This is a genomic window from Deinococcus detaillensis (assembly GCF_007280555.1).
GTDB classification, from domain to species: domain Bacteria; phylum Deinococcota; class Deinococci; order Deinococcales; family Deinococcaceae; genus Deinococcus; species Deinococcus detaillensis.
In genome coordinates this window covers 61,425-87,392 of record NZ_VKDB01000013.1, presented here as the reverse complement: position 1 = coordinate 87,392, position 25,968 = coordinate 61,425, and the positions used below count along the sequence as shown (strand labels likewise).

The 25,968-nt window shown below is 62.1% G+C and carries 18 protein-coding genes; 11 read left to right on the top strand and 7 right to left on the bottom strand.

Annotation, left to right across the window (positions count from 1 at the left end; all coding sequences use genetic code 11):
- Positions 1–116 precede the first annotated feature (116 nt).
- From FNU79_RS12160 to FNU79_RS12140, 5 genes are all read right to left on the bottom strand, one after another.
- A complete protein-coding gene (locus FNU79_RS12160) occupies positions 117–3,227 on the bottom strand; it encodes a beta strand repeat-containing protein (RefSeq protein WP_143721095.1) in 3,111 nt (1,036 codons plus the stop codon).
- 267 nt (positions 3,228–3,494) lie between these two features.
- Positions 3,495–7,043 (bottom strand): hypothetical protein, encoded by a 3,549-nt coding sequence (locus FNU79_RS12155; RefSeq protein WP_143721094.1) that lies wholly within the window; start codon positions 7,041–7,043, stop codon positions 3,495–3,497.
- A complete protein-coding gene (locus FNU79_RS12150; protein WP_143721093.1) occupies positions 7,040–10,534 on the bottom strand; it encodes a DUF7927 domain-containing protein in 3,495 nt (1,164 codons plus the stop codon). Before FNU79_RS12150 ends, FNU79_RS12155 begins: the two co-directional genes overlap by 4 nt.
- 157 nt (positions 10,535–10,691) lie before the next feature.
- The gene (locus tag FNU79_RS12145; protein WP_143721092.1) at positions 10,692–13,712 is read right to left on the bottom strand and encodes a DUF11 domain-containing protein; all 3,021 of its coding nucleotides are present in this window, start codon (positions 13,710–13,712) and stop codon (positions 10,692–10,694) included.
- 83 nt (positions 13,713–13,795) lie between these two features.
- The gene (locus FNU79_RS12140) at positions 13,796–14,293 is read right to left on the bottom strand and encodes a hypothetical protein (RefSeq protein WP_143721091.1); all 498 of its coding nucleotides are present in this window, start codon (positions 14,291–14,293) and stop codon (positions 13,796–13,798) included.
- 508 nt (positions 14,294–14,801) lie between these two features.
- On the opposite strand from FNU79_RS12140, the gene FNU79_RS12135 reads away from it, so the two are divergent.
- Positions 14,802–16,025 carry a vWA domain-containing protein gene (locus FNU79_RS12135; protein WP_143721090.1) on the top strand — a complete coding sequence of 408 codons (1,224 nt, stop codon included), beginning with the start codon at positions 14,802–14,804 and terminating at the stop codon, positions 16,023–16,025.
- 188 nt (positions 16,026–16,213) lie between these two features.
- Here FNU79_RS12135 and FNU79_RS12130 read toward each other — a convergent pair whose 3' ends face one another.
- Positions 16,214–16,978 carry a hypothetical protein gene (locus FNU79_RS12130; protein ID WP_225430046.1) on the bottom strand — a complete coding sequence of 255 codons (765 nt, stop codon included), beginning with the start codon at positions 16,976–16,978 and terminating at the stop codon, positions 16,214–16,216.
- Between the two features lie 141 nt (positions 16,979–17,119).
- Positions 17,120–18,196 (bottom strand): N-acetylmuramoyl-L-alanine amidase, encoded by a 1,077-nt coding sequence (locus FNU79_RS12125; RefSeq protein ID WP_225430045.1) that lies wholly within the window; start codon positions 18,194–18,196, stop codon positions 17,120–17,122.
- Between the two features lie 131 nt (positions 18,197–18,327).
- Here FNU79_RS12125 and FNU79_RS12120 point away from each other — a divergent pair, with 131 nt between their 5' ends.
- From FNU79_RS12120 to FNU79_RS19440, 10 genes are all read left to right on the top strand, one after another.
- On the top strand, positions 18,328–18,960 hold the full coding sequence (locus FNU79_RS12120; RefSeq protein WP_124869344.1) for a hypothetical protein: 633 nt from the start codon (positions 18,328–18,330) through the stop codon (positions 18,958–18,960).
- A 46-nt stretch (positions 18,961–19,006) separates the two neighbouring features.
- Positions 19,007–19,510: a hypothetical protein gene (locus FNU79_RS12115; RefSeq protein ID WP_143721089.1), complete on the top strand. Its 504-nt coding sequence runs from the start codon at positions 19,007–19,009 to the stop codon at positions 19,508–19,510.
- A gap of 65 nt (positions 19,511–19,575) precedes the next feature.
- Positions 19,576–20,079 (top strand): rRNA maturation RNase YbeY, encoded by a 504-nt coding sequence (gene ybeY, locus FNU79_RS12110; protein ID WP_143721088.1) that lies wholly within the window; start codon positions 19,576–19,578, stop codon positions 20,077–20,079.
- On the top strand, positions 20,076–20,489 hold the full coding sequence (locus FNU79_RS12105; protein WP_143721087.1) for a diacylglycerol kinase: 414 nt from the start codon (positions 20,076–20,078) through the stop codon (positions 20,487–20,489). Before ybeY ends, FNU79_RS12105 begins: the two co-directional genes overlap by 4 nt.
- Before the next feature lie 257 nt (positions 20,490–20,746).
- Positions 20,747–22,138: a hemolysin family protein gene (locus tag FNU79_RS12100; RefSeq protein WP_143721086.1), complete on the top strand. Its 1,392-nt coding sequence runs from the start codon at positions 20,747–20,749 to the stop codon at positions 22,136–22,138.
- The gene (gene cdd, locus FNU79_RS12095) at positions 22,083–22,544 is read left to right on the top strand and encodes a cytidine deaminase (protein WP_143721085.1); all 462 of its coding nucleotides are present in this window, start codon (positions 22,083–22,085) and stop codon (positions 22,542–22,544) included. Before FNU79_RS12100 ends, cdd begins: the two co-directional genes overlap by 56 nt.
- 158 nt (positions 22,545–22,702) lie before the next feature.
- Positions 22,703–23,566: a CAP domain-containing protein gene (locus FNU79_RS12090; RefSeq protein ID WP_225430044.1), complete on the top strand. Its 864-nt coding sequence runs from the start codon at positions 22,703–22,705 to the stop codon at positions 23,564–23,566.
- Positions 23,567–23,820: 254 nt separating this feature from the next.
- Positions 23,821–24,132, top strand: coding sequence for a cysteine peptidase family C39 domain-containing protein (locus FNU79_RS19450; protein ID WP_225430043.1), 312 nt, complete (start codon positions 23,821–23,823; stop codon positions 24,130–24,132).
- Between the two features lie 51 nt (positions 24,133–24,183).
- Positions 24,184–24,882 carry an ABC transporter transmembrane domain-containing protein gene (locus FNU79_RS19445; RefSeq protein WP_225430042.1) on the top strand — a complete coding sequence of 233 codons (699 nt, stop codon included), beginning with the start codon at positions 24,184–24,186 and terminating at the stop codon, positions 24,880–24,882.
- 42 nt (positions 24,883–24,924) lie between these two features.
- Positions 24,925–25,950 (top strand): ATP-binding cassette domain-containing protein, encoded by a 1,026-nt coding sequence (locus FNU79_RS19440; protein WP_225430041.1) that lies wholly within the window; start codon positions 24,925–24,927, stop codon positions 25,948–25,950.
- Positions 25,951–25,968 lie beyond the last annotated feature (18 nt).

The window sequence follows — 25,968 nt, the reverse complement described above, 5'->3', positions numbered from 1 at the left end:
GTGAATTCTAGGGCGTGAAGTCTTACAGACCACTTGTGTGGCGGGCGGCTTAGATGAAAAGTGGCGACCCCACCTGTGAAAGTGGAGCCGCCGGGGCATTCGGGGAGGGTGGAAGCTTAAGGGACTTTGGTCTGGAAGCAAACGGTACCTTTGCCGCCAGCCGCCAATCCAGCTGTGCCGAGGTCAAGCGTCATGATGCCTTTGCCCAGGCCAAGAGTAGTGGTCAAGCTGCCCTTATCGGTGTCAGTGTCAATGCTAGTCAGGTCGCTGCCTGTGGGGGCAGCAGTCGCGCCCACCGCAATGACAGTCCCGTCGGCCCAGCGGACACCTCGGCCTGTGGCGTACCCATCAACTAAAGCGTTCAATTCGGCAGGCACGTTGTCGGTCAGTTTGAAGTTGGGTGCTGCGCCGCCCGTGTTGCTGTAGACGACGCAGTATTCCACTGTATCGCCAGGTTTGGCCCCGATGCTGCCCACGCTGCCAATGAAAGGTTGAGAGGGCGATGCGCTGACATTGCGCCCCAGCTTGAGCAGGGTGATCACCGGGTACTGAGCACAGGCATTGATCGACCTGATGATCACGCCGCCGTCGTCGTCGGAAGAGCTTCCGGGGGCCACACCAAGAACCCAGCGAACCTGCACCGACGAGATGGCGGTCACACTGGTGGGCAGCGTCACGTAAGCGTTGGCAGCAGCGGCACCGAGCCCAGCGGTCCGTCCCATCTCGCTGCCCGCGATGGTGGCTCCATTAAGGGCAGCAAATGTGGCGTAGCCGCTGTAACCGTCGTTGGTGGTCAGGGTGGCGTACACGGTGCCGTTGATTAGCAAGGAAACGGTGCCTTTGGGTGATAGGGCGTTGCCAGTTCCGTTGTTCCACCCCCAGGACATGTCGACCACATAAGCCTTTCCAGCACCTGAACCCCGACTCACATAGTTGGGCGAGTTGGCGATCAGCGGAACATTCCGCGTGATGTTCTGTCCATTGACGGAATCATAGAAGCTGTACGTCCCTGTCAGCAGGTTGGTGGTCTGAGCAGGAGTCGTGCAGACCGGCGGCGACGCGACGTCGGTCACGGTAACGGGGTTCGAGGTACACAGCTCTGTGGGCGTGCATGTGGCACTGGGGGTCGGGGCCGCGCCAGCGTTGCGCGAATCGCCGCCGCCGCCCACCGAGGCGTAGTTCACCGCAGAGCCGACCGCGTTGGGATTGACTTCGACCGGCAGAGTGATGGTTGCGGTTCCGCCGGACGCGATAGTGGCTGAGCTGGTACACGTCACTGCGTAGGTCTGGTCTGGGGCGGGCGAACCCGTCGCCAGTTCGTCAGGGTAGGTACAGGTGAAGGTGCCGCTCGTGAAGCCACTGATGCTGCGCGGCGTGATGCCGACCGGCAACTGGTCCTGCACGGTGATCACACCGCTCGTCGCGCCGGGACCAGCGTTGCTCACCGTCAGGGTGTAGGTCGCGCCCGCCTGATTGGCCACCCACGGCCCGTTGTTGGTCTTGCCGATGCTCAGGGAAGGCAGTTTCGCAGTGTTGGTCAGGGTGCAGTTGATGACGTCGCCCAGTGCTGGTGTGAGCGTGAAGCTCTGACCAGCGCCGGTTGGCAGGGTGGTGAGGCCGCCAACCGTACTATTGGTGCAGGAGGCTGCGGTGGTGTAGGAGGTCAGGGACGAGATGCTACCGGCTGCCATGACCTCGGTCAGCGTATAGCTGGTTCCACTCAGCAGGGAAGTGATCCCGGTGGCCGCTGTGGTGCCGGTACCGGTAGTATTTGCACTGGCTGTGACGGTAGCCCCGTTCTTGATCTGCACCGTGAACTGGTCGGCAGGGTTCACGCGGCCAGGAGCGGCGATGGTCTTGCTAAGCGTGAGGGTCGGCAGACGGCGCACGTTCACTGTCGTCGGATCAACGCTGGCCACTTGGGTCTGGGCCACGCTGCCCGCCGGAACCGTACCAAAGCCGGTGGTGGCCGCCGTGCTGGGCGGAAAGACTGTGGTGGAATCTACGTTGTCGGAGTCGGCTGCCGGGGCTGGCAGCGAGGTTCCAGCGGCATTGGTGTAGCTGCCGCTGCTGTTCGTCTGATTGCTCAGGACAGTGTTGTCAGCGGCGACCGCATTCACGGTGACCGGAATACTCACGCTGACCGTACCGCCCACTGGGAGGGTGCGCCCCGCCGCCAGCAGGCCAGTCTTGCCTACTGCCCCGGTGTAGCCGGTGTTGCGTGCGCCCGCCGTGACCGTGCCGTTCAGGCGCACCGTCTGAGCGCCCGCCGCTGTGATGGTCACGCCCGCAGGAAGCGCGTCGGTAATCTGAAAACCCGTCTCGGCGGCGTTGCCGGTGTTGGTGTAAGTCACGGTGTAGGTCAGGGTGTCGCCGGGGCTGACCACCCCGTTGCCGTCGGCGTCGGTGGTCAGTTTGACCGACTTGGAGCCGTCTACGCTGGGATAGAGCACGACCGAGTCGGCCACCTGAAAGCTGTAGGCGCTCAGGCGTTCACAGGCATCAGAGCAACTTGATGCGCCCTGCCGCGCACCCACCGCGAACTTGACGATCCCCGGTGTAGCGAACTGAGCGCTGGCCTTGTAGGCCGCGCCGCTCCCGATGGCCGCCTGATTGGCGTCAGTAATGGCTTCGTAGTTGGTCCCACCGTCTACAGCGGCCCCCAGCTGATCGGCGCTCGCTGGATTGGACGAAATACCGCTGGCGCTCGGGCCCACAAATTCGATGAACTCGCGCAGCGTAGAGGTATTGCCGTCGGTGTCGAAGCTGGTCATGTAGAACGTGCCCGGAAGTGGGGTGGTGGTGGTGCTCACACCCCCCGTAGGCACGAACTGGAAGGTGAATTCGGCCCATGCAGTAGCGCCTGCCGTATTGGGAGACGTCACAGTAGGCGTGAAGAACTCCGGACGAAAAGCTCCGACTCCGTCAAGCTGCAACTTGTCGTTGTCCCAGGCGTCCGGATTGGTGGTCGTACCTGCAACCACCGCGCCGCCTGTCAACTTGCTCAGCGTCACGATCACGTCGCGCTGGTAGATGGACGCTGCCGGAAGCGGAGTGCCTGCATTGTCGACCACCACGTTGGTGTAGCGGCAACTGCTGTTCAAGGCTGCGTTGGCACCGTTGACATTGGCAGGGCAATTTCCGGGATTGACAAACCTGAGGTTGTAGTTGGCCGCGCCCGACATGCCGGAGGCCAGCCCCGAAATCACCGCCAGCAGGATCAACAAGCGTCGGAGAGGTCGTCTTTTGTGGTGCAGATTCACTTCTTTTCCCCCACGCTGTCGTCCAAAGTCATATCAAGCCGCACGTAAGCTCCCTTTTTGGTGTATTGATTGCCGATCCCATCGAAGCCGGTAGGGTTGTAGCCCAAGGTGGCCCAGGTACCGGGCGGAACGCGTACCGAGCCTCTGATGCCGTAGCCGTAGACGGCGCTGCCACTGCCATGAAGTTGCGACGCGGCGCGGACGCGGGCCGCCGGGCAAAGAGGTTCAGATTCATCGGTTGTTCTCCTGAAGCAGCAAGTCGAGGCGCAGGTAAAAGCCCTGGTGGGTGTCGCTGCCGATGCCGTTAAAGCCGGTGGGATTGTAGCCCAGGGTGGCCCAGGTGCCGTCGAAGACCCGCACGGTGCCTTCCAGACCCAGGCCCCACTGCACTTGCTGCAATCCCGGCTGATAGAGGGCGCGGCCATAGACTCCCATGCCCAGCCAGTCGGTGAGGTAGAGCGTGCCGCCGAGTTGCGGCTGAATCAGCAGGCCGTGATCCACCCCCAGCGTATCGAGGGTATTCAGCGCCCCACGCACCTGAAACTGCGGCTTGCGGTAGGTCAGGCCAAGCTGCGAAGTCACTTCGCCGCTGCCGGTGCTGTTTCCTTTGAGGCTGCCGTCGGCGTAACGCACGTAAGCCAGTCCTTCGAGCAGGCCGTCACGCAGCGCTGCCGAGACGGTCAAGCGGTTGCCGCTGACGGCTGAGCGCTCACTGGTGGCGTCGGCGGCCAGGGTCCAGACCCGGCCAATCGAGCTGCTCAGGCCGCCCTTGTAGACCAGCTTGGCGTCGCCGTCGCTCGGCAAGTTGGCACTGATCCCGGCGCTGGCCGTGAACTGATCGCCCCGGTAGCTCAGGTCGACGCCGCCCTCGGTGGTGTTCTTGCCCTGGGCCAGATCTGCCGAGTAGGCTGCCTGGACATTGGCGCTCAGGCGGTCGGTGATCGGCACCTGGGTATTGGCCCCGAAGCGGGCGCGGTTGCCCTGGCCGCCGCTGCTGGGCAATTCGTAGTTGGCGCTGAGGGTGGTGTTGCCGAATTTGTTTTCCACACCCAGGGCGGCCTGGTTGCTCTTGCCCCAGGTCAGCAGATCAGTCAGCTTGAGGCTGAGTTGAGGTGTCAGGGCGTAGCGCACACTGAACTGCGTCTGCGGATCGCCCTGGCCGCTCAGCACCTGAGCGTGACTGACCTCGGCTCCCAGCTTCGGGCCGTTGTAAGCAGCCTTGGCGGTCACGAAGGTGGCAGGACTAGACAGCAGTTGCTGGCGTAACCCGGCTCCCACCGTGAAGGGCGCGAGCGTGTAATTGGCCGACGCCGCGAGCGAGGCGTTGTTGCCCGAAGGGGTCTGTCCGTAGAGGCCTGACGCCTGCACGCTGAACTGCGGCGTGACTTTGTAGCTGGCGTCTACCGCGACGTCCGTGCCGATGCTGCCCTTGCCGACACCGTCGTAGCCTTCCGACTGGGTGCGGGCACGGGCGCTGACCGACAATGCCTGGGTCTGGGTCTGGGCGCTCAGCGTCGCCTGCACCCCGTGGGCATAGGCCAGATACGCCTCGGCGGTATTGGTACCCTGGGTGTAGTTCAGCCGCGTGCCGAAGGTAACGGTGTTGTGGTCAGCGTCCTGGCGCAGCGAGACGATGGCCGCCGAAGCACTGAAAGGCCCCTGGGTGGTCTTGACCTGCGCGCCGCCGATCACGTAGCGGTGGCCCAGCGCGTCGGTCGTGCGGTAGGTCAGTTCCAGCGACTGTGGATTGAGCTGTTCGTCCGTCGAGGTCAGTGGGCGCACAAATTCCAGCACGCCTGAATCGGCGTCGAGGGTGTACTCCACCAACCAGGTGAGTGGCTTGCGCGAAAGTTCGACCCCGGTGGTGCGGTCGGTGGTGACCAAGACCAGATGCTCTGAGCCGTACTCGACGGCCTCGCCAATCTTGAGCAGGCGGGTGCCGTCTGGCGTCAGGGTTTTCTGGACGGTGCTCGAAGGCACGGCGGCAACAAAACCGGAAACCTGCACAGCGCCCTTGGTCTCGGCCGTCAGGGCCGTGTAGCCGCCGCCCGCCGCCAAAGTCGTGATGGGCAAGGCCACCTGGCCGTAGCTCACCTGGAAACGGGGATGCTCGTAGCGCAGCGCCAGCGGGTCGATGCCTTGCAGCGGCACCGAGGCGCTCGAAGAGTCGCCGTAGACCGTGTAGCCGTCCACCGTCGTCTCGTTGGTGGGCAAACGGCCCCCCGAGGTGGTGGTCTGCCAGCTGCCAGCTGCCGAGCGGGCCTGGTATTCGGCGGCTCCGGCCACGTAAAGCTTGCCGCCAGCCAGCGGTCCCTCGTAGTAGCCGCGCCCGGTGACGCCCACCGAGAAGGGCTGGAGGCCCACCGTGGCGCTGAGGGTGCCAATGCCCACCTGGGTGGCGTTGGGCCGCACGTCAAAGCTCACGTCGCGGCGCAGTTCACCGATGGCCAGCTTGAGGTTGAGGCGGGTCGGTACGGCTTGGGGGCGCAGATGCAGAATGCCCACGCCGTTGACCAGTTGGACCTGGTAATTGGATTCGGTGGGATTGGCATCGGGGTCGAGGACTTCGAGGTTGCTGTCGACGGTCATGAAGCCGTCGCGTCCGGTGGTGCCGCTCTTGTCCACTGCGCTGACCCTGATCTCCAGCGGCGTGAAGCCGTCGGCCACGATCTGCTTCGGCTCGGCTTCCAGGCGCACCGGCGCACCAGCCAGAAACACCGTCACCTGTTCGCCGCCGACTTCCAGCACATTCTTGCCTTCCTGAAGTGGCAGGCCGAAATATTCCAGGTGCAAGCTGTGGTTTTTGGGGTCGGTGACGGTCTTGCCCAGCGCGTCTTCCGGCAGCGGCTGACCGTTGAGGGTGGCGCTCAGGTCGGTGGTGTCGCTGCCTTCGAGTACCACGCTGATACGGCTGCGGTCACGGAACACCGTACCGTCCAGCGGCAACTTGATAACGCCGGGGTTGACGCTGGCCGCCTCGGACTGGCTGGCCTTGGCCAGGTCCTGGGCATCAATCTGCCCGACCAGGGCCACATCGGTGTTACCAGGAAAGCGGGCTTGCAGCGCCGGAGCAGACAGGGCCGGAAGATCGCCGCTATGCGACACCTTGTAGCGGAGCACGAAGGAACGCTGTGCTCCCCTGGGAAGCGCCGGGTCGGCAGGCGGTAGGCTGACGGTCCAGTACAGCATATTGTCCTGGCCCACTTTCGGATCGGTCAACGGCGCTTCAGCAAGTGTGCTTGAGCCGGGCCGGTAGACAGTGCCCTGCGGCAGACGCTGGGCCACCACCACGCTGAGCGCTTCCTGGGAGACCCTGAACGGCAGCGAGAGATCAGATTCCCGCGCCGCTCTGAGCGCAGGCAACACGTCCAGGGAACTGCTGGTCTGCGCCTGCACGTTCTCTTCGGCCAGTCCTTCTGCCGGTGTGCTCTGAGCGACCACGCGGCCCCGCACCTGGAAGGTGCCCACCTGGGACGGGGTTGCCGTGACCTTAAGCACTCGGACTTCATGGGGTTGCAGCGTCACGTCGAGGCTGCTGCTGCCCAGCGTCACGGACGCGTCGGCATCAAGCAGGAGGGTGAGCTGAGCCGGAGCCTCGCCCAGATTGCTGAGGGTGAAGCTGAGGTCAGTGGAGGTATTGACCAGTGTCCGGGAAGGCGCACTCACTTCCAGACGCTGGACTTCAGACTGAGGCACGGCGGGAACGGGCATCTGGGCCTGGCCAACGCCCAGCGCCAGGGTTCCAGCCATCAAGAGCGAAAGGACACGCAGCGAACTCATGGGTATCTCCAGTCCATTTGAGGATCGGTCAGGGTGGGCAGCGCCTTCCCGGACCACTCAAAGGTGTAGCGCCACTGCTGCTGACCGGCAGGCACGTCGAGACGCAACTCTGACGCGCCGTCCGTCATGCTGGCCCCAGTCGGCAGAGGATCGAGGATGTGGAGCTGGCTCAGGGCCTGGGGCGTTTGTAAGCTTAAGGTGACCTGGAAGGTGTTGAGGCTCATTTGCAGCATCGACTTGCTCAGCACGGCGCTCCCGACCCGCAAGGTGGTGACGCGCTCGGCATAAATGTCACCCTGCGGCTTTTCGAGCGGGAAGTCTGCAACCGTCAAAGCGAAGACCGACATGTTGCGGCTGCCCAGCAGGCCTCCATCATTGACGTCACGTTCCGGCACGAACGGCACCGAGTTGGGATCGAGACGCAGCCCCCACATGCCCTCGGGCAAACTCTGGAAGTGGTAGCGCCCCTCCTTGTCGGTCAGGACGCTGCGGCCATCCGCCAGAATCAGGCGGGCATTGGCCAGCGGCAGATCCTTACCGAACGTAAAGGCCGCGTCTGCGTTGAGGTCGAGGTAAACCCGGCCCAGCAACTCACCGCGCGGCGCGAAGACACGCGGATTGATCCGGACCACCTGGCTCCTGGCGACGTTGGAAGCCACAGCGGTCAGGGCGGCAGTCAGGGTGTCCTGGCCTTTGCCCTCGACCTGGGCCGAGTTGATAATGATCTCGGGGCTATCGACACCCACCCGGGTGCGGAACGTCAGGGTCACGGTGGCGTTCGCCTTGATCGGGGTCGGCAAGTTGAAGTGCAGCAGCTGACCCTGGATCACCGGATCTGTCAGGATCTCACCGTCGAGCTTGGCGCTCCCCGGCACGAAGCTCAGGCCAGTCGGCAGGGTGTCGTTGAGCATCAGGTCGATCAGGACGGCGCTCTTAGAGGTGTTGTGGATGTGCAGGGTCCAGCCCAGTTCGCCGCCAATGTCCACCTGGGCGCTGTCGGAGCGCTTATCGAGAGTCAGAGTTGCGCTCCAGATCAGGCTCTCGACCTCGTTGGAAGGTGTCGGCGTCTGCACTTCTCTGCTGCTGAAGACAAAGCGGTTGACCACCAGCACGCCGTCGGGGGCGTCCTGTTTGACCTTGGCACTGACCGTCAGGGTGCGGGCGCTCTGAGGATCGAGGTGATCAAGCGTCCAGATGACCGTCTTGCCTTCCAAGCGGCCACCGTCAGAGATCTCCAGTGTGGCCGGGTCGAGGTAATCGCTGAGCGTGTCCTGCACCGTGATCTGAGCGAGCGCGAAGGGGAAAGGATTCTCGGACTTGAGGCTGTAGGTCAGCCGCTGGCCCTGGGCCACCGGGGTGCCGCTGGCCTGATCGACCACTTTGGTCAGGCGCGGCAGGCCACTGTAGAGGCTGAGCACCTGATCGCGGGTGGCATTGGACGCAGCACCCAGCGCCGAGGTGGCCTTGAGCGTCAGTTGCAGGGCCGCCGCACCGCTCGCCGAAGCGCTGGGCGTGACACAGACGCGGAAATCGAGGTGGTCGCCCGACTGACCGGCGGAGGTGAGCGCGACGGGCTGAACCAGGGGGCTGCCGTCGAGGTTTTCCAGGGTCAGTTCAGCGGTGCCCAGATCAATCACACCGCCGATACTCAGCTGATCGGGTACGGCGGCCAGGTTGCTGACCGTCTGGGAGAAGCACAGCCGCTGGTTGAGAAGGCCGTTGTCACGCACCTGAAGGTCATCGGCGCTGCCCTCGCCGCCAGGGTTGGCCTGCGGATTGCCGATGGGGCCGAGCGCGATTTGTGGCAACACCACATTCAGAACGCGGTCACGAGTCAGGTTGGTCGGGCCATATTTCGAGGTGGCGGTCAGCAGCACTTCCAGTGTGCCGGGTTGCAGCGGGGTGAAGCACACCGTGAAGGTCACGCTCGCGCCGGGAGCCAGATTCAGAGGCTGCTCAGCCTTGATCTCGGTGGTGGCCGCGCCCTGCACCTGACTGGCACTGATGGTGTAGCTGTCCGGGTTGGTGCCGGTGTTCTTGAGGGTCTGCTGAAAGCAGTTCGGCTTGCCGACCAGGGCCAGAGGCTGGCTCTGGGTGTCAGTCTCACTCAGTTCCGGCGCTTCCGGCGCGTTGACCGGGCCGAGGGCCACGCCCGGCACCACGAAACTCACCACGGCGTCGATGGTCGAATTGGACTGGGCCTGGGCCGTGCTGGTGGCCGTCAAACGGGCCTCGAACGGCTGATTGCCAGCGGCGCGGTAGCAGGCCAGGAAAGCGGCAGTCTGGTTGGGAGCCAGGGTCACCGGGAACACCTGTGCTGCGCCGCCGAGAGTCCGAAAGACGGCATTCGGTGCGCCCGCCTGCGCCGCAACGCTCAGGTTGTCGGTGTCGGGGCCGAGGTTTTGCAGCTCGTGCTCAAAGCAGACCTCCTGATTTTGCAGGATGTCACTCTGGCTCTGCCGGTCCGAGGCGCTGCCCTCGCCGCCGGGAGCGGCCTGGGCGTTTTTGGCTGGCCCCAGCGCAATCTGTGGCGGTGGCCGAACGGCGATAGTGGCCTGCGCCTGCGCGGTGGGCAGCGCGTTGCCCTGAGCATCCTGGCCCTGTGCGGCGGCCTGGTTGATCTGCTGACCCACCTTTGCGCCGGGCAGGGCACGCAGCCGAAAGCTGAAGCTCAGAGCCTGCTGACGTGCCAGCAGCGGGACCCGCCAGCGCACACCCGCAGCGACCTGCTCATAACCGAGCGTGGGAGCGGCGCTGCCTGCCACCAGCTCAAAGTTCTTGTTTCCAGCATTGAGGCTCTGCTCGAAGAGGTCTTCGACGATCACGTTCTGGGCGTCGAAGTCGCCAGTGTTCACAGCCCGCAGGGTCACCGTCACGTCACCGTTGGGCTGCACAGCGGCAGCGGAGAAGCTCTTGGACAGTTCCAGCTGTGCGCCGGGCCGGGCGGTCTGCTGTCCGGTGGTTGCCGTGCCGCCGTTCGGGCAGGCAGCACTGAGGAGGCCACTGATCTGGCCGCTGGCATTGGCAGGCACATCGACTTCGAGCAGCAGCGACTGGGCCTCACCGGCGTTCAGGCTGAGCTGCTCCGGCGCGGTCAGCAACGCGTCGCCCGCGTCTCTGATGCTCAGGGGCGCAGCGTCGCGGTAGAGCCTGACTGCGCCCAGTGGCGGTGTGGTTTTGCCCTGAAGGCCGAAGCTGTAGCGGTCATTGCCGTTGTTGCTGACGGTGAAGGCAAAGGCCAGTGGGCGGCCCGGCTGATAGCCCAGCGCCTGAGTGCTTGCCAGCACCGAAACGCTGCACACCGGAGAGATGCTGGTCTTGACGATGTTGGACTGACTGGTCTGGTCACCGGCTAGCAGGTCTTTGTAATTGCCAGTGGCCTGGTTGACGATCTGTGTTCCGGCAGGCACCGGCTGCGGCTGGGCCTGGGCAGAGGCAAGCCCGGTCCACAAGCACAGTAGAGGGAGAATGGATTGAAACGCTGTTCGCACGGGGCCTCCTGAACAAATTACAGCTGCCCTCAAGCGAGGGGAAAATGCAAAAAAAAGAGTGTAGGGAAAATCTTGAATTCAGTCTAATGTTGAGATTCGTACAAAATTCTTGCTACAAAACGGGCGTGTTCCCACGAGGAAACACGCCCGATAACGATTAGTTCACTTTGACCGTGAAAATAACGGTGATGGTCTTGCCCGTATTGAGCACATCACTGCCGTCAATAACGGCGTCGCCGTTGGTGTTGAGGCCGATCCGGAACACGGTAGTGGCCACACTCGTGGGGGCCGTGGCGAGCCACGAAAGGCCTCCGTCTGTGGAGTAGAGGATGGTGCCGGTCTGATCCGAGGTGGCGCTCAGGCGGGTGAAAGTGGTGTTGGACGGCACAATGTCAAGCACGAAGACGTTTTTCAGGTCAGCGGCGCTCAGGCGGTTGTTCTTGGTGACGATGGTGTACTGGAGGTAGTTGCCAGGCTTAGCCGTGAGGCCGGAAGCATCGTTGACAACGGTGCAATCTGCGTCGGCGCAGGTCTTGACCGACTTGAGCGGCTTGAGGGCATAGTCGGCAGGCGTGGAGGGGTCGGTGGGCGTGCCAGCAAGTCCATTCACCCTGACCAGCGTCACGTCCTCGACGTACTGGGCCGCCGGATTCGTTCCCAGATTGAAGATCGGGGCTGCCTGGAACACCACGTCGTTGACCGCGCTGACGTTGTTATCTTTGGTGTTGACCACCTTGACGTACACGGTCTGGCTGGCACCCGGTGCGAGGGTCGAGATGGCCGGAAGGCTGCTGGTGTAGGTGCCGCCAATCGTCGACGAATAGGTGAGCACGAAGTCGGTCTGGGTGCCGCTGTCGAGCGAGGAGCCGGTGTCGCTGAGGCCCGAACCAGTGAAGTTGGCGGTGGACGTGCGGTTGGTGTCGAGCGCCACGCCGAAGCTGCCGCCGGTGATGGTGGTGTTGGCACTGGTGTTGGTCAGGGTGTGGGCGTAGATCACCGAGCCGACGGCCGTGATGCGCGAGAAGTTGTCTGCTGTGAAGGTGAAGCTGTTGTTGGTACCGATGGTCAGCAGGTCGCCCTTGGTGAAGGTGCCGGTGTCGGTGGTATCGGGGTTGAAGTTGACGGTCCCGTTCTGGGTCGAGGTGAAGGTCTGATTGAGCGCCAGGCCGGTGGTGCCGGTGGTCGGCACGGCATTGGCAGGCACCGTCACCACGGCCAGGATGGTCTGCTCCGTGCCAGCAGGCACAGTGGTCGACGTGATCAGCGTTCCCGGCGTCACGCCGTCGGTGGTGGTGTAGTACTGAACGGTGGTGCTCACGCCGCCGGGGGTGGTGACAGTGGGGATGAGGACGGTGCCTGACAGGGTCACGGTGTCGCTGGTCGCGCCAGTGTTGACCAGGTCAACCGGGTAGCTGACGGTCTGGGCCGAGCCGTTGGGCGTGACGTTCTTGACCAGCTTGGTCAGGTCAGGCGCACCGTTGTTGTCGATGACCTGCGCTTTGGTGTTGTCGTTGTTGCCCACCAGAGTGGAGCGGCGATCGGTGGAGGTCAGCGCGTCTTTGGTCACGTCGCTGACACCGGCATTGTTGGTCGAGGTCGCCGTGACGGTCAGGCCCACGGCGGGGTTGAGGGCGGTGCCGGTATACGTGGGGGTCGCGGCGGGCAGCGTCACCTTGACGTAGTAGTTGGCGAATGCACCAGGCATCAGGCTGATGGGTCCGGTGATGGGGATGGTGGCCGCCGCATCGCTGTAGTAGGCGACGGTGGGGGTGCCGCCGATGTTGTTGCTGGTGAAGGTGCTCGAGAGGATGAAGGTATCGGTCGCCGTACCGATGTTCCTGACCGTGCCGGGGAAGACGATGTCGGTGGTGGTGCCGTTGGCATTCACCACGGCACTGGCAATTGTCGAGGTGTCGTCGCCAGGAGCGCCGCTGCCGTCGTTGGCGATGCCGGTGCCGGAGCGGGTGACGGTCAGGCCAGGAGCGTTGGGAGCTGACTCGGTGGTGGTAATCGTGCCTGACGCCGTGCCAGTGGCAAATGCCAGGGGACCGACACCCACGCCAGCCACGTTGGTGGGGTCAGAGGAAGCGTTGGTGCTGGTCGCAGGCAACGAGGGGTCTTTGTAGGCGACGGTCGCGCTGTTGACCACCGGATCGTTGATGCCGTCGGGAGTGGCAGAGATATCTTTCAGCGCCGTGATTTGCGCCACCACCGTGATGGCGATGCCCGATGACTTGGCGATGAGGCCGCTGGTCGGGGTGATGGTCAGGGTGTTGCTGGCGTTGACCACTGTACCGGTTCCGGTGGTGAAGCTGGCAGCGGTGTAGGTGGTTCCACTCGGCAGCACGTCCGTCACCACGACATTGCCCGCAGCGTTGGTGGTCGAGGAGTTGATAGCGGCGATCGAGTACTCGATGTAGTCACCGATCTTGGGCTTGTACCCTGAAGCCAGGGTCTGGGGAGTGTTGACGCTCGACGACGTGTAGGACGTGTAGTATTTGGTCACCGTTTTGGTGGCAGCCACCAAGGCACTGGGATTGACGGTCAGCTTGTTGTACTGGAAGTTGTTGTTCGATTCACCCGCCAGCGGCACTGTAAAGGTTCCGCCGCCGACTTTGGGCACGCTGGTCACGGTGGCCGTACCGACCGGATCGGCGTAGGCGACCTGACCGTTGATGGCACCGACCGGCACCGTCACGACCATGTAGAAGGTCTTGGACACGCCCGCCGCCACCGTAACGCTGGTGATGGGGGTAGTGCCAGCCACATCCGAGGTGAAGCTGTAGTCGCTGGCGCTCAGGCCAGCTACGGTAGCGCCAGCGGCCAGCGTGGTCGTCAGGTTATAGGTATCGTCGTAGTTACCATCGTTGGCAACGGTGTAGGTGTAGATGACCTTCTGTCCAGCCGACCCGGTGAGCTTGAGGGTGCTATCAATGCTGGTGTCATTGCCAATGCTTGGAGCGGTCTGTGAAGTCTGGTCGAGCGTGATCGAGAAGCCGCCCTTGGGCTGCACCGTGGTCGTGACCGTGTTGGAGCTGGTGGTCTGGGTTGCGGCATCGGGGTCGGTATAGGTGGCCGACGCGGTGTTGATGATGTTGGTGCCGGGCGCAGTACCAGCGGCAAGGGCCGACCCCATGGCGAGGCCGACGAGTAGGGCAAGGTGCTTGAATCGGTTCATGTCTTCTCCTTAAGTGCAGCCCGGCTGGGCGACAACAGCGTAATGGGGGGGGCAAACAGCTTGGTAGTTCGGTTGAGCAGCGCTCAGTTGACCTTGACGCGGAAGCCGAGCTTGAGGCTGTCGCCAGCGGCGAGTTCGCCCAGCATCCAGCGCACGTTGGTGTACTCGGCGGGCTTGACCTCGACTTCTTTCTCAACGGATTTCCCGTTTTCAGTGACGGTGATCATTTTCTTGAGCGGCGCGGCAGCAAAGGTCTTGCCCTTGTCGATGCTGAAAAGGGTTCGGACAGTTTCACCGGACTTGAGGGTATTCAGGTACACGGTGCCAACCGGAACCGGCAGATTGACGCTCACATTGGCCATGATCTTGCCGAGAGTGTTGGTGGCGGTCACGGCCTGCTCCAGTACCGCGCCGGGCAGCACCGACTTGGGATCAGGAGCCAACTTCTCGACGGTCTTGCCGTCCTGGGTGGTGGTCTGCACCAGGGCCTGCGACAGCACCAGTTTCAGCGGTGAACTGGCTTGGGCGAGCGCAGCGCTGGTCACGAGGCCAACGAGCAGGATGGGAATGGAAGCTTTCATGAAGTTCTCCTTAAAAATATGGGCTGGTAAAAGGGTGCCCGGCGAGTCGGTTCAGGGGGGCTGAGGACTAGCGAAGATTAGGAGGAGTACTCTTACCTCTGCCTTACATCTGCCGAAAGAATGGTGTGACAAATTCGGCATCGATAGAACGGGTCAAGAAACACTTAAAGCGACAAAAGCGCAGTTAACAGCGTTATCGGAGTGAAGAAACCGTCATAAAGAGGCGACAAATTGTCAGCTCGGATACAAGAATGTTCTGGTCGCCTACCCCCATTGTTGTTCCCCTATAGAGGCGGTCAGGCCGTGCCCAGCCGCAGGCCAAACAAGACGCTGCCGTTACAAACGCTGCGGCGAGGTTGCGCCATGCTGAAGGCCAGCAACGCCGCACCTGAGCGTGAAGCCCGCTCTTTTACAAGCAGGCCCGCTGCTCTCCTCAAGCTCTGCCCAAGCAGAGTTCAAGACGCCAGCTTCACCCACTGACCTTTCCTTCCTCACCGGAGGCTCCAACATGACCATTCACGCCCGCGTGACCCGCTACAGCAAATTTGAAAGTGAACTCGACAATGTCGACAGCGGCGAGCTGATGCAGATGATTCAAGAAGCGCTTTTGGGACAGGGCATGAACGATCCCTACGACCCTGATCCCAACGCCCGCCCCAGCATGGACGATTTGTTTGACGCCATTCTCAACGCGCTGGCCGAGCGCAACCTGATTCCCGAAGACATGCTGGCCGAAGCCATGCAGGGCGAGGGTGAAATTCAGAAATCGAGACTGGGCCAGCAGATTCAGAAGATGATGGACAAACTCCAGCAAGACGGCTTTATTCGCAAGGAATTTGACGAAGACGGTCAGGGCGGCGGCGCGGGCGAAAGCGGCGAGAGCAAGTTTCAGCTTACCGACAAGAGCATCGACTTTCTGGGCTACAAGTCCTTGCGCGACTTGATGGGCGGAATGGGCCGCAGCAGCGCCGGAGCGCACGACACCCGCGACTACTCGTCGGGCATCGACATGATGGGCGAACTCAAGAGTTACGAGTTCGGCGACACCCTCAACCTCGATACCACCGCCACCCTCAGCAACGTGATTGCCAAGGGCCTAGAAAACGCCGAGCAAGAAGACTTGATCGTGCGCCAAAGCGAGTACAGTTCCTCGGCGGCCACCGTCGTCTTGCTCGACTGCTCGCACAGCATGATCCTCTACGGCGAAGACCGCTTCACACCGGCCAAGCAAGTCGCTTTGGCGCTGGCCCACCTGATCCGCACCCAGTACCCCGGCGACACCCTCAAGTTCGTGTTGTTTCACGACAGCGCCGAGGAAGTGCCGCTGGCCAAACTCGCTCAGGCCCAGATCGGGCCGTATCACACCAACACGGCGGGCGGGCTGCGGCTGGCCCAGCAACTGCTCAAGCGTGAAAACAAAGACATGAAGCAGATCGTGATGATTACCGACGGCAAACCCAGTGCGCTGACCCTGCCCGACGGACGCATCTATAAAAACGCTTACGGCCTTGACCCCTACGTGCTGGGCGCGACTCTGCGCGAGGTGGCCAACTGCCGCCGCAGCGGGATTCAGGTCAACACCTTTATGCTGGCCCGCGACCCCGATCTGGTCAGCTTCGTGCGGCGGGTCTCGGAAATGACGCGCGGCAAGGCCTACTTCACCACCCCGACCAACATCGGCCAGTACGTGCTAATGGATTACATGAGCAACAAAACCAAAGTGGTCAACTGAGCGACCTCACCAGACTCACCACTGAGCAGAAAAAACGGAGCCCCGAAGCTCCGTTTTTTGATGATGAAACGGCTGGCTGTGTAATTCACTGGCCGCAGTCTGCGACGTCGCTCATAAGTCGCGGCTAAAAAGAGCGGATATGAACTGGAATACGTCGGAGCGGGGCCGCAAGACTGAACTGCTTAGCTTCAGTGAGACGGGCCGAGAGCCTCTGAAGCCAGTGGATCACGCCCATTCCAGCTCCCCTGTCCAGACAGCACGGCGAAGCGGACAAACAGCTCCTCGCTAAACCAGTTGTCCCGTTTGGCCTGAGCCATAGCCCCCCGGTGGCCCGCTCCTCTATAGGCGTAAGCCAGCATACTGGCGGTGTCTCGCCAGACGCTGAAGGTGGCCTGATGCAGCAGCGGCACTTCGCCCAGCCCCACCGAGGCCAGTAAACCCGGCTGCGTGGGCAAACCTGCTTGTGAAGCGGGCACGCTGCGCCAGAAAGCGGCCAATCTGGCAGGGCGAATGGCAGCGCGGGTCAGGACGGCGATCCGGCCTCCCTCCGGCGGACAGGCCTCAGAATGACCAGCCGTTTTTGGCGGCTTAGCAGGCGGCGGAGCGAACAGGGTCTGGCCGCCCCACTGCCCGTGCCAGCGCGTAGGCCGCAGCATCAGGGTATAGCTCTCCTGCGTCAGAGCCAGTTCCTGCCGCCGCCAAAGACTGTCCTCGAAAAGCTGATAAGCGGCTGGCGACGACCACACCGCCAGTCTGGCCCAGCGCCGCAAATCTACGCCCAAACCGAGGTCGTTTCCGCGCCCGCTGCCCAACAAGCGGTAAAAGTCTAAGCCCGGCACGCCGCGCAGGTGCGGGTGATCGCGCCCCATCTTGCTCATGCCGGCCCGGGCATGAGACCAGGTATAGCGGTTGAGAGTCAGGCTGACCACCGGGCCAATAGGGGGAGCTTGCACCCCGCTATCGTACCGACGTTCCGAAGCTGGCGCAGTAACCGGGCATAGTCTTTTACTGTGCAGTCCGCTATTGATAAACAGCCAAACTTCCAGTTGGTTTCTGGTGTGGGTTGTAGGTCAAGAGCCGCGTCCAAAGAAATTTTAAGGCACGTGCAGATATGACGCAATCGCGCCAGCAATCGCTCCGGCAATCTGGTCGCGGTAAGCGGCTGAGGCAAGTTTGGGGCCTTCGGTGGGGCTACTGCCAAAGCCGATTTCAGTCAGGATGGCGGGGGTGGTGGGGTGCAAGATCACCACGAAGGTGTCCGAACGCACGCCCCGGTTGACGGCTCCAGTGGCCTGCACCAGATTTTGCTGCACTTTGGCGGCCAAGTCCCGCGAGAAAGTCAGCTTGGCCTGCGCCACGAGGTCGCCCAGCAGATTTTGGGCGGTAGTGCTGGCCCGCTTGGTCAGCTCCAGACCCAAACTGCCGCCGCCGTTTTCTTCCACGGCCAAGCTGCGGCTGCTGCCCGCCATCGGCGCACCGAAGTAATACGTTTCTATGCCCTGAGCGCCGGAACCGCCCGCGTTGACATGAATGCTGATAAACGCTCCCACTTTGCCATTGTTGGCCAGTCGCGAGCGGGCGTCGAGATCGGTAGCGAGATTGGTGCTGATCTGGGTATCGCCGCTGCGGGTCAAGATGACCTTGACGCCCCGCGCTTCCAACTTGCTGCGTACCCGCAGGGCCACGTCCATCGTGATGTTTTTTTCGACGACCCACTGACTCGACATCCCCGGAAAGACCCCGCCGTGACCCGGATCAATCACCACCGTGACCGGCGAATTAAGAGACGTGGGACGGGTGACTTTTTTATCGGCAAAGGTCTTGGCACTGATCGGCACGTCAATGACGAGGCGGGCGGCTTGCCCAGAAGCGGCAGGCAGCGCCGAGAGCTTGGGTACTCCGCCGCCGCGCAGATTCAGGGTGATGCGCTGGCCTTGAATGGTCCAGCGGCTTAGCCCCGGCGCACTCACCACGCCCGACTCGCTGGGCAGAGCGCGGCTGAGCTGCACGGTGTAGGTTTGGCCGCTAAGCTGGCCGCTGGTTGGCAAGCTGGTCTTGGCAGGCAGCTCAAACACCAGGCGGGTGTAGCCGTCATGGCTGCCAATTCGGGGAGCCGCCGCGCTGAAACAACCACACATGGCCAGAAACAAACTCAATACGAAACGCGTCACAGTTAAAGCTACTCTACTGCCTGTGGACGGGGCCCGCCGCTGCACCGCATTACGGGCAGCCCTCTCATCTGAGTATCAACCCTCATCAGAGCGTCAAACAGCCGTCAGCCAGAAGCATTAAGGTGAGCGGCATGAAACGCGCCCCCCTCCTACTGATCTCCGCTCTCCTGATTCCCCTGACCGCTCTTCCCAGCCTGGCGCAAAGCAGCTCAGCCTTCGGGTTGCAAATCACGCCGCGCGGCGCACAAAAACTCAACCTCGCCACCGGCACCACCGATCTCCCCGGCGGCGGCACGGTGCGCGACAACAAAGCGGGCCTGACGGTGGTGGCCGGTTTTATCAGCATCAAAGCGGGCGAGAGCCTAAGTGCCAGCGGCGCAGTGGTCACAACCCGGCAAGGCGGCACCCTCAAGGCCCAGCAGATCAGCTACAACCAAAAGGCCTCATTGGTCACGGCCACCGGCAACCTGAGTTACAGCGATTACCGGGTCAAAAACCTCAGCGCTCAGACCATCTATGTAGACACCCGCACCGGAGCTGTCACCGCCGTGGGCAATGTCAGCGCGTCGACGCCAGCCGCCAGCGCCGCGCAGATGGTCGCCCTGCCCACCAAGTCGGCCATCTTGCTGCGCGGCGCAGCCAAAGTGAGCACGCTTGGCAAAGACATCAGCGGCGAAACCATCTCGCTCAACTTGGTCACGGGTGTGGCTGACACCGAAGTGACCAGCAGCGAGCAAGCCGAATTTGCACCTTACTTACGCTGAGCGCGGCGCAACAAGATTTCTCAGAACGTATGTTTAGGATACAAAGATGAACGCTTTTTGCTCACGTGCAACGCTGACGAGCCTCGTGGTGTTACTGGCCAGCAGTGCAACGGCTCAAACGAAGGCTCAGCAGAGTAGCGTCACCGTTCAAATCCCTGCCGGAGCCAAATCGCTGATTCTTTCGCGCAGCACCATGAATCTTTCCGTTCTCGCGCTGCCCGCCGGAATAAAGCAGGTCGCCCTCACTCTCAACCTCAACGCCGCCCGCTATCAAGAAGGCGTCACGCTCGGCAAACGTTCTTCCTCGTCCAGCATTATTGGCCCCTTCGAACGCGGCAGCTTAAAAAGCAGCTCGCTGGCCTCGGCGCTGAACACTTGGGTATTGCTGCTCAGCGCCACTCAGCCCGGAACCAGCAGTTTCAGTTACAGCGTCGGCGGCAAAGACAAAGTTGGTCGGGAAGCTGACCGGCTTTTCCGGGTTCGGCTGCTCTTTAGCAGCAAGGCCGCCAACCAGATTAAGGTCAGCGTCCGTCCACCCGCCAAGCCTTAAACAGTGGGTGGCGCAGCAGCAACGCCAGCTTCTATCGGCGGTAACATCAGCGGCGTGATGAAGCCGTGATTGACCTGATCGTCCACAAGAAGCCGCCTGCGGGCCTGCGTCCGGCGCTGCGCTCGTCTCTCACGGCCACCATGCGCCACTTTGAAGTGGAGGACAAAGAAGTGACAGTGGTGCTGGTTTCGGACACGGCGATTCGGGCGCTCAAACTCGAACATTGGGGCGAGGACACGGCCACCGACGTGCTGAGCTTTCCGACTTACGAGCCGGGCGACCCGTTCGTGCCGCCGCATTTGGGCGACATCATCATCAGTTTGGATACCGCCCAGCGCCAAGCCGAGGCACGCGGCCACAGCCTGACCTACGAGGTGGCTTTGCTGGCCAGTCACGGCCTGACCCACTTGGTCGGCTTCGACCACCCGCATGCCGAGGGACTGGGCTTCGAGGAAGGAGCGCAGGGAGCAGAGTGGCAAGTGTTCCACGCGGCTTGGGACGCCGCACGCGCTGGCCTGACCAGTCAAGCTCAATCGCAGCCACCTGCTCCCCCTCCAACTGCGCCGTGAAGCCCCCGCCTGCCGCTTCCACTTCGGCGCTGAGTTGGCGGCGCTGGCAGCGTTCGGCGGGCTTTGCTTGGGCTGGCCTGCGCCACACTTGGCAAACCCAGGCCAACTTCAGGGTTGAAGTGGTGCTGGGGAGCTTGGCCGCGACGCTGTGCTGGGCGCTGCGCGTCTCCCCCGCTCCGGTGCTGCTGTGCTGCGCCCTAGTGCTGAGCTTAGAGCTCGTCAACACTGCTCTGGAAGCCCTCACTGATCTGATCAGCCCCGAACACCACCCCGCCGCCAAGATCGCCAAAGACGCGGCGGCGGGCGCGGTGCTGCTGGCGAGCATCATCAGCGTGGTGGTGGGCCTAGCTGTTTTTGTGCCGCCACTTTGGCGCGTCTTCTCGCCCTTTGTCTTGTCACTGCCGCGTTGACAGCTCGGTTCATCAGCGGCCAGCAGCGTGCTAACATGTGCTGAGATGGACGAACCTCCCAGTCGTGAATTAGGTGCTTCACTTCACGCTGCCAGAGGAACGCCGGAGCGTGGGCCGCTCTTTGGGATTCGCAAGCTGCGACGCCGAACTGTGGCCCTTTGCTCTGCCGTTTTTATCCTTGTAAGAGTAGACAGCGGCACGCCTGGTGGAACTTTATCCCCCGTGTTGACTGAGGCGCTTTGGAGTGCGCCGCTTAAATGAACGATTGGTTTGGGGTTGGAATCCTCTTTTTGTTGGTGCTGCTCAACGGCTTTTTTGTGGCGGTGGAATACGCTTTGGTCAGCGTCCGCCACACCCGCATCGACCAACTCGCCGAAGCCGGTTCGGGAGCGGCCCGCACCGTGCAGCGGGTACTGGCCCATCTCGATCAGTACATCGCGGCTGTGCAGCTCGGCGTCAGCATGATGAGTCTGCTGATCGGCTTTATCGCCGAACCGGCCATCGAACACCTCTCGCACCCGCTGTTTACCGCCATCGGCGTGCCAGACGCCTGGCTGACGCCGTTTTCGTTCGGGCTGGCTTTTATCTTGTCCACCACCCTGCACATCGTCTTCGGCGAACTGGTGCCCAAGTCGGCGGCCTTGCAGCGCAGCGAGCGCTTTGCCATGCTGCTTGCTCCACCGCTGGTGGCCTTTACCGCTGTGTTCAAGCCGGTGATTTTCGTGCTGAACGCTTTCGGGCGTGGGGTGCTGCGGCTGTTCGGCTTCCAACCGGTGGCCGGGCACCACACCAGTTATTCGGAAGAAGAAATCCGCATGATCGTCTCGGCCAGCTCCAGAGAAGGCGTGCTGGAAGAAGACGAGCGCGAACTGGTCTACAACGTCTTTGATCTGTCGGACACGGTGGTTCGCAGCGTGCTGACGCCGCGCGGCGATATGGTGGTGGCCGACGGCTCCGCTCCGATTCGGCGGCTGCTCGAACTCAGCACCGAGCACGGCTACTCGCGGGTGCCGGTTTACCAAGACACTCCCGACAACATCGTGGGCGTGGCGCACACCAGCGACGTGCTCCAGCACCTCGAAGAACTCGATCAGATGACGGTGGCCCAGCTGATGCGCCCCACCTTTTACGTGCCTGAAAGCATGAGCATCAAAGACCTCCTGACCAAGATGCGCCAGCGCAAATCCCACCTCGCCATCGTGGTGGACGAGTTCGGCGGCACCTCAGGACTGGTCACGCTGGAAGACGCCCTAGAAGAAATTGTCGGCGAAATCTATGACGAAACCGACGAGGAAGAAGTATCACCCGTGGTCGAAATCTCTGAAGGCGTGTATATGATGGACGCCTCGTTGACGGTAGACCAAGCTGAAGCCTTCCTCGGCGACGCCCTCGAGGACGAAGAAGGCGAGTTTGAAACGCTGGCGGGCTTTGTGACCAACCACTTCGGCGATATTCCCGAAATTGGAGCGGAGTTCGTTCACGAAGGCTGGACATTCCGCGTAGAAGAAGCCGACGAGCGCCGCGTGTCTAAAGTTTTGGTGTCCAAATTTATAGAAAGCGGCGATGAGGAACCGAGCAAACCGGAGGAAAGTCATGAGTCAGCCCCCAAGTCAGACGCCAGTCCAACCCAAAAAGCCGCTTCCCAATAAGGAGCAACCCCGTGAACAGCCCGATGCTGAGCTGCTCAGCGCCGCTAAAGCCGCCTTCACAAACGCCTACGCGCCTTACAGTCACTTCAAGGTGGGCGCGGCCATGCGGACTTCCGGCGGGCAAATCTACGCTGGAGCCAATGTCGAAAACGCCAGCTACGGCCTGAGCCGCTGCGCCGAGCAGTCGGCTGTTCAGGCGATGGCCAGCGCGGGTGAGCGCGGCTTTGACGAGTTGGTGGTGTACTCCGACGCCTCGCCGCCGGCCAGCCCGTGCGGCGCTTGCCGCCAGATTTTGTTCGAGTTCAGCCCGAAGGCGCAGGTCTTTTGCGTCAACGCTCAGGGTGACGTGCTGGCCTACACCGTGGCCGACTTTTTGCCACACGCTTTTGAGCTGGAACGCAGTTAAAGGGTCAAGCGCCATACCGTTTAAGAGATGAGCAGTGCATGTGGAGAATTTTCTCACAAGCACTGCTTTTTCGTCGTTGCCATCGGCCTTTCTAAAGAGTGAGAAAATAGCCTTTATTTTAACTCATTTTCCACATGAGACTCTGCTTAAATGCAGACATGACTTCAACCCACCTCTGGCGCTCGGCGGCTTTTCTTGGTTTGGCTCTCAGCTTGGCCGCCTGCAGCACGCTTCCGACTCCCCGTACTCCGAGTTCTCAAGCAGGTGGGTCTCAAGCCAATCTGCCTCAAGCCAGTAGTCAGTTGACGCTCAGTCCCAGCAAAGTGCAGACGTTGGGCTTGGGGAGCAGCAGCACGCTGGTGGTGGGCCAAACCCAGACCTTCACGGTGTACGTGGGTGGTAAGCCCGCTGCCCCTGGCCAACTCATGTGGACGACCACCAACGCGGGCGTGGTGAGCGTCACGCAGGGCGGCGGCACCATCACGGCCACCGGCGCGGGCAGCGCCACCGTGCGGGCCGCCCTCACCGCTTCCCCCAGCGCTTTTCTCGATTTTCCGGTGACGGTCAACGCGGTTGGTGCCCCGACGCCCACTCCGCCCCCCACGACCAGCGCTTATGCCCAGCGGGTCTTGCAACTGACCAACGCCGCCCGCTCCACGGCGAGGACTTGCGGCAGCGTGAGTCTGCCCGCCGTACCCGCCCTGAGCATCAGCGCCCAGCTCACTGCCTCCGCGCAGGGCCACGCTAGTGACATGGCCGCGCTGAATTATTTCAGCCACACCAGCCAAGACGGGCGCACCTTTGATCAGCGCGTCAGCAACGCCAGCTACCTTTGGAGCAGCGTCGGTGAAAATATCGCCGCTGGGCAGCCAACACCCGAAGCGGTGGTGTCGGGTTGGCTGGCCTCGCCCGGCCACTGCACCAACTTGATGAACGCCCGATTCACCCAAATCGGTGTGGGCTACGCTCAGGGCGGCAGCTACGGCTCGTATTGGGTGCAGGATTTCGGCAGACCACGCTGAGCATCTGCACCGTGCTGTGAACGCCCTGTAACGGGACGGAAAACCCGAGCCAACACCAAACAAAAAGGAGGCAACCTAGAGTCGTTGCCTCCTTTTTGTTTGTCTTTATCGGTGCGTAGCACGGCTGGCCCCCTAGCGCTCCCCACCAGTACCCCCACACATTCCGCACTGTCTCACACAAATGCGGCGTTCCACCACCAAAAATAAGACTCAGTCATTGTGAAATTTTTCGCTCCTCTAGAGGTACTCGTCCAGTGAAAACCATATTGCAAGTTGATAGAACCGATTGCGGGCCGACCTGTCTGGCGATGATTCTTCAGCACTGGGGCCGCCAAGAGCCGCTTTACCATCTGCGCGAGTTGGCGGGTACCACGCAGGGCGGGACCAACCTGCTGGGCTTCAAAAACGCCGCGCTGGCGCTGGGCATCGAAGCCTCGGCTTACAGCGGCGACCTCGAAGCGCTGGGGCAAATTGATCTGCCCGCCATTTTGCACTGGGAACACAACCATTACGTGGTGCTGTTTAAGCTGAGCGAGCGCTTTGCTTGGTTGGCCGATCCGGCGTAGGGCACCCGGCGCGTCAGCCTCGCCGAACTTGAGAGCAAGTGGACCGGCAAGATGATGGTGTTCCGGCCCAGCCCCAGCTTTCAGCGCGGTGTTTTCATCGGCAAGCGCGGCCTGCGCGGCTTGTTTGCCCACTTGCAGCACTTCAGAGGCACGCAGGGCGTCCTAATGGAAGTCACGGTGGCGACTTTGCTGCTGGGCCTGCTCAGCTTGGTCGCGCCGCTGCTCTCACAAGTGGTGTTTGACCGGGTACTGACCTTCCGCGAAGTGCAACTCCTGCCCTACTTGCTGGGCGCAATCTTTGGCCTAGCCGCCCTGCAAGCCGGATTCGGGGCGCTGCGCTCGTACTTGTCCAACCACCTGGCCATGAGCCTGAATTACCGCCTGCAAATCGGCTACCTCGACCACTTGCTGCGCTTACCGCTCAAAATTCACGAAACGCGCCTCGTCGGCGACTTTTTGCAGCGTTTCAGCGACCTCGATCACGTCCGCGAGGTGCTGACCAGCTTTATGGTGGGCGTGCCGACCTCGGTCGTGACCTTGATCGTCAGCGCCGGAATGCTGTTTTTCTACAACGTTCAGTTGGCTTTGGTCGCTTCGGTGGCGCTGATTCTCGACGTGGCGTACTTGCTGCTGGTGGCTCCCAAGTTGCGCGAAACCAGCCGCAAGATGATGAAAAAAGCTGGCGAACTCGACAGCTTCATGATCGGCAACCTCGAAGGCATCTCGGCGCTCAAGGCTTACCGCGCCTAGGGCTGGGCCCTGTTCAAAGGCCGCAACCAGGTCTCGGGGCTGATGGATCAAAAGTGGAAGAACTTTTCGATTCAAAACAACAGCGGCATCATCTTCGCTTTGCTGGGCAACTTGTCGAGCATGATCACGCTGTGGTACGGCGCGACCCAGGTGCTCAATCTCAAGCTCTCGGTGGGGCAATTGGTGGCCACTTACGGCTTGGTGGGCAACGCGGTGGGCGCACTCTCCAGCATCATTCTCAACTTGCAGGCCATGCAGCAGGGCGCGGTGTCGTCTGACCGCTTGGCCGAGATTCTGGAACTCACCCCCGAAAATGAAACCGACGGCAGCCAAACCCAAGGCGAGTTACTGCCGCTGCAAAGTGCTCTGCGGATCAGCAACCTCAGCTTCGCGTATATGCCGCAGCGACCGCTGCTCAAAGAAGTCAGCTTCAGCTTGCCCAAAGGCAGCTATGTAGCGCTCCTCGGCAGCAACGGCTCAGGCAAAAGCACACTGTGCAACTTGCTCAGCGGCATGCTCACCCCCGTCAGCGGCGAGATGTTCTGGGACGATTTGCCGCTGAGCGAGTACCCCCCCAGCGCCGTGCGTGCCCGCATCGCTTATCAGCGCCAGGAAGTGGCGATCTTCCTCACCACCGTGCAGGACAATCTGTGCATGGGCCCCACCGTGCCCGACCAGCAACTCAGCGACGTGGTCAGTGCGCTGGGCTTATCACAGGTCATCCGCCGCTTGCCCGAGGGCATGAACACCATGCTGGGCGGCAACAGCCCGCATCGCTTGTCGAGCGGCAAGCGCCAGATGTTCGGCCTGGCACGGGCGCTGCTCAGTGACGCGGACGTACTGATTCTCGACGAACCCACCGCCACGCTGGATATGGAGCGTGAAGCGCGGGTGGTCAATTTGCTGACCCACCTCAAAGGCTACAAAACCATCTTGGTCATCACCCACCGCCCCGCACTGATCGGCCCAGCCGATCACGTTCTGGAGCTGCACGACGGCGTGCTGAGTCCTTCCAGCTCGACGTTGGCCGTGATGAACGCGCTGTTTGCCGGAGACAGCGCATGGTAAGCAGCGGCGCAGGAGGAG

Bases quoted from the DNA above. Each gene is read 5' to 3' on its own strand.
- FNU79_RS12135 (WP_143721090.1), top strand. From the start codon at position 14,802: ATGACCATTCACGCCCGCGTGACCCGCTACAGCAAATTTGAAAGTGAA.
- FNU79_RS12120 (WP_124869344.1), top strand. From the start codon at position 18,328: ATGAAACGCGCCCCCCTCCTACTGATCTCCGCTCTCCTGATTCCCCTG.
- FNU79_RS12145 (WP_143721092.1), bottom strand. From the start codon at position 13,712: ATGAACCGATTCAAGCACCTTGCCCTACTCGTCGGCCTCGCCATGGGG.
- cdd (WP_143721085.1), top strand. From the start codon at position 22,083: ATGAGTCAGCCCCCAAGTCAGACGCCAGTCCAACCCAAAAAGCCGCTT.
- FNU79_RS19445 (WP_225430042.1), top strand. From the start codon at position 24,184: ATGATGGTGTTCCGGCCCAGCCCCAGCTTTCAGCGCGGTGTTTTCATC.
- FNU79_RS19440 (WP_225430041.1), top strand. From the start codon at position 24,925: ATGGATCAAAAGTGGAAGAACTTTTCGATTCAAAACAACAGCGGCATC.
- FNU79_RS12100 (WP_143721086.1), top strand. From the start codon at position 20,747: ATGAACGATTGGTTTGGGGTTGGAATCCTCTTTTTGTTGGTGCTGCTC.
- FNU79_RS12140 (WP_143721091.1), bottom strand. From the start codon at position 14,293: ATGAAAGCTTCCATTCCCATCCTGCTCGTTGGCCTCGTGACCAGCGCT.
- FNU79_RS12090 (WP_225430044.1), top strand. From the start codon at position 22,703: ATGACTTCAACCCACCTCTGGCGCTCGGCGGCTTTTCTTGGTTTGGCT.
- FNU79_RS12115 (WP_143721089.1), top strand. From the start codon at position 19,007: ATGAACGCTTTTTGCTCACGTGCAACGCTGACGAGCCTCGTGGTGTTA.
- FNU79_RS12155 (WP_143721094.1), bottom strand. From the start codon at position 7,043: ATGAGTTCGCTGCGTGTCCTTTCGCTCTTGATGGCTGGAACCCTGGCG.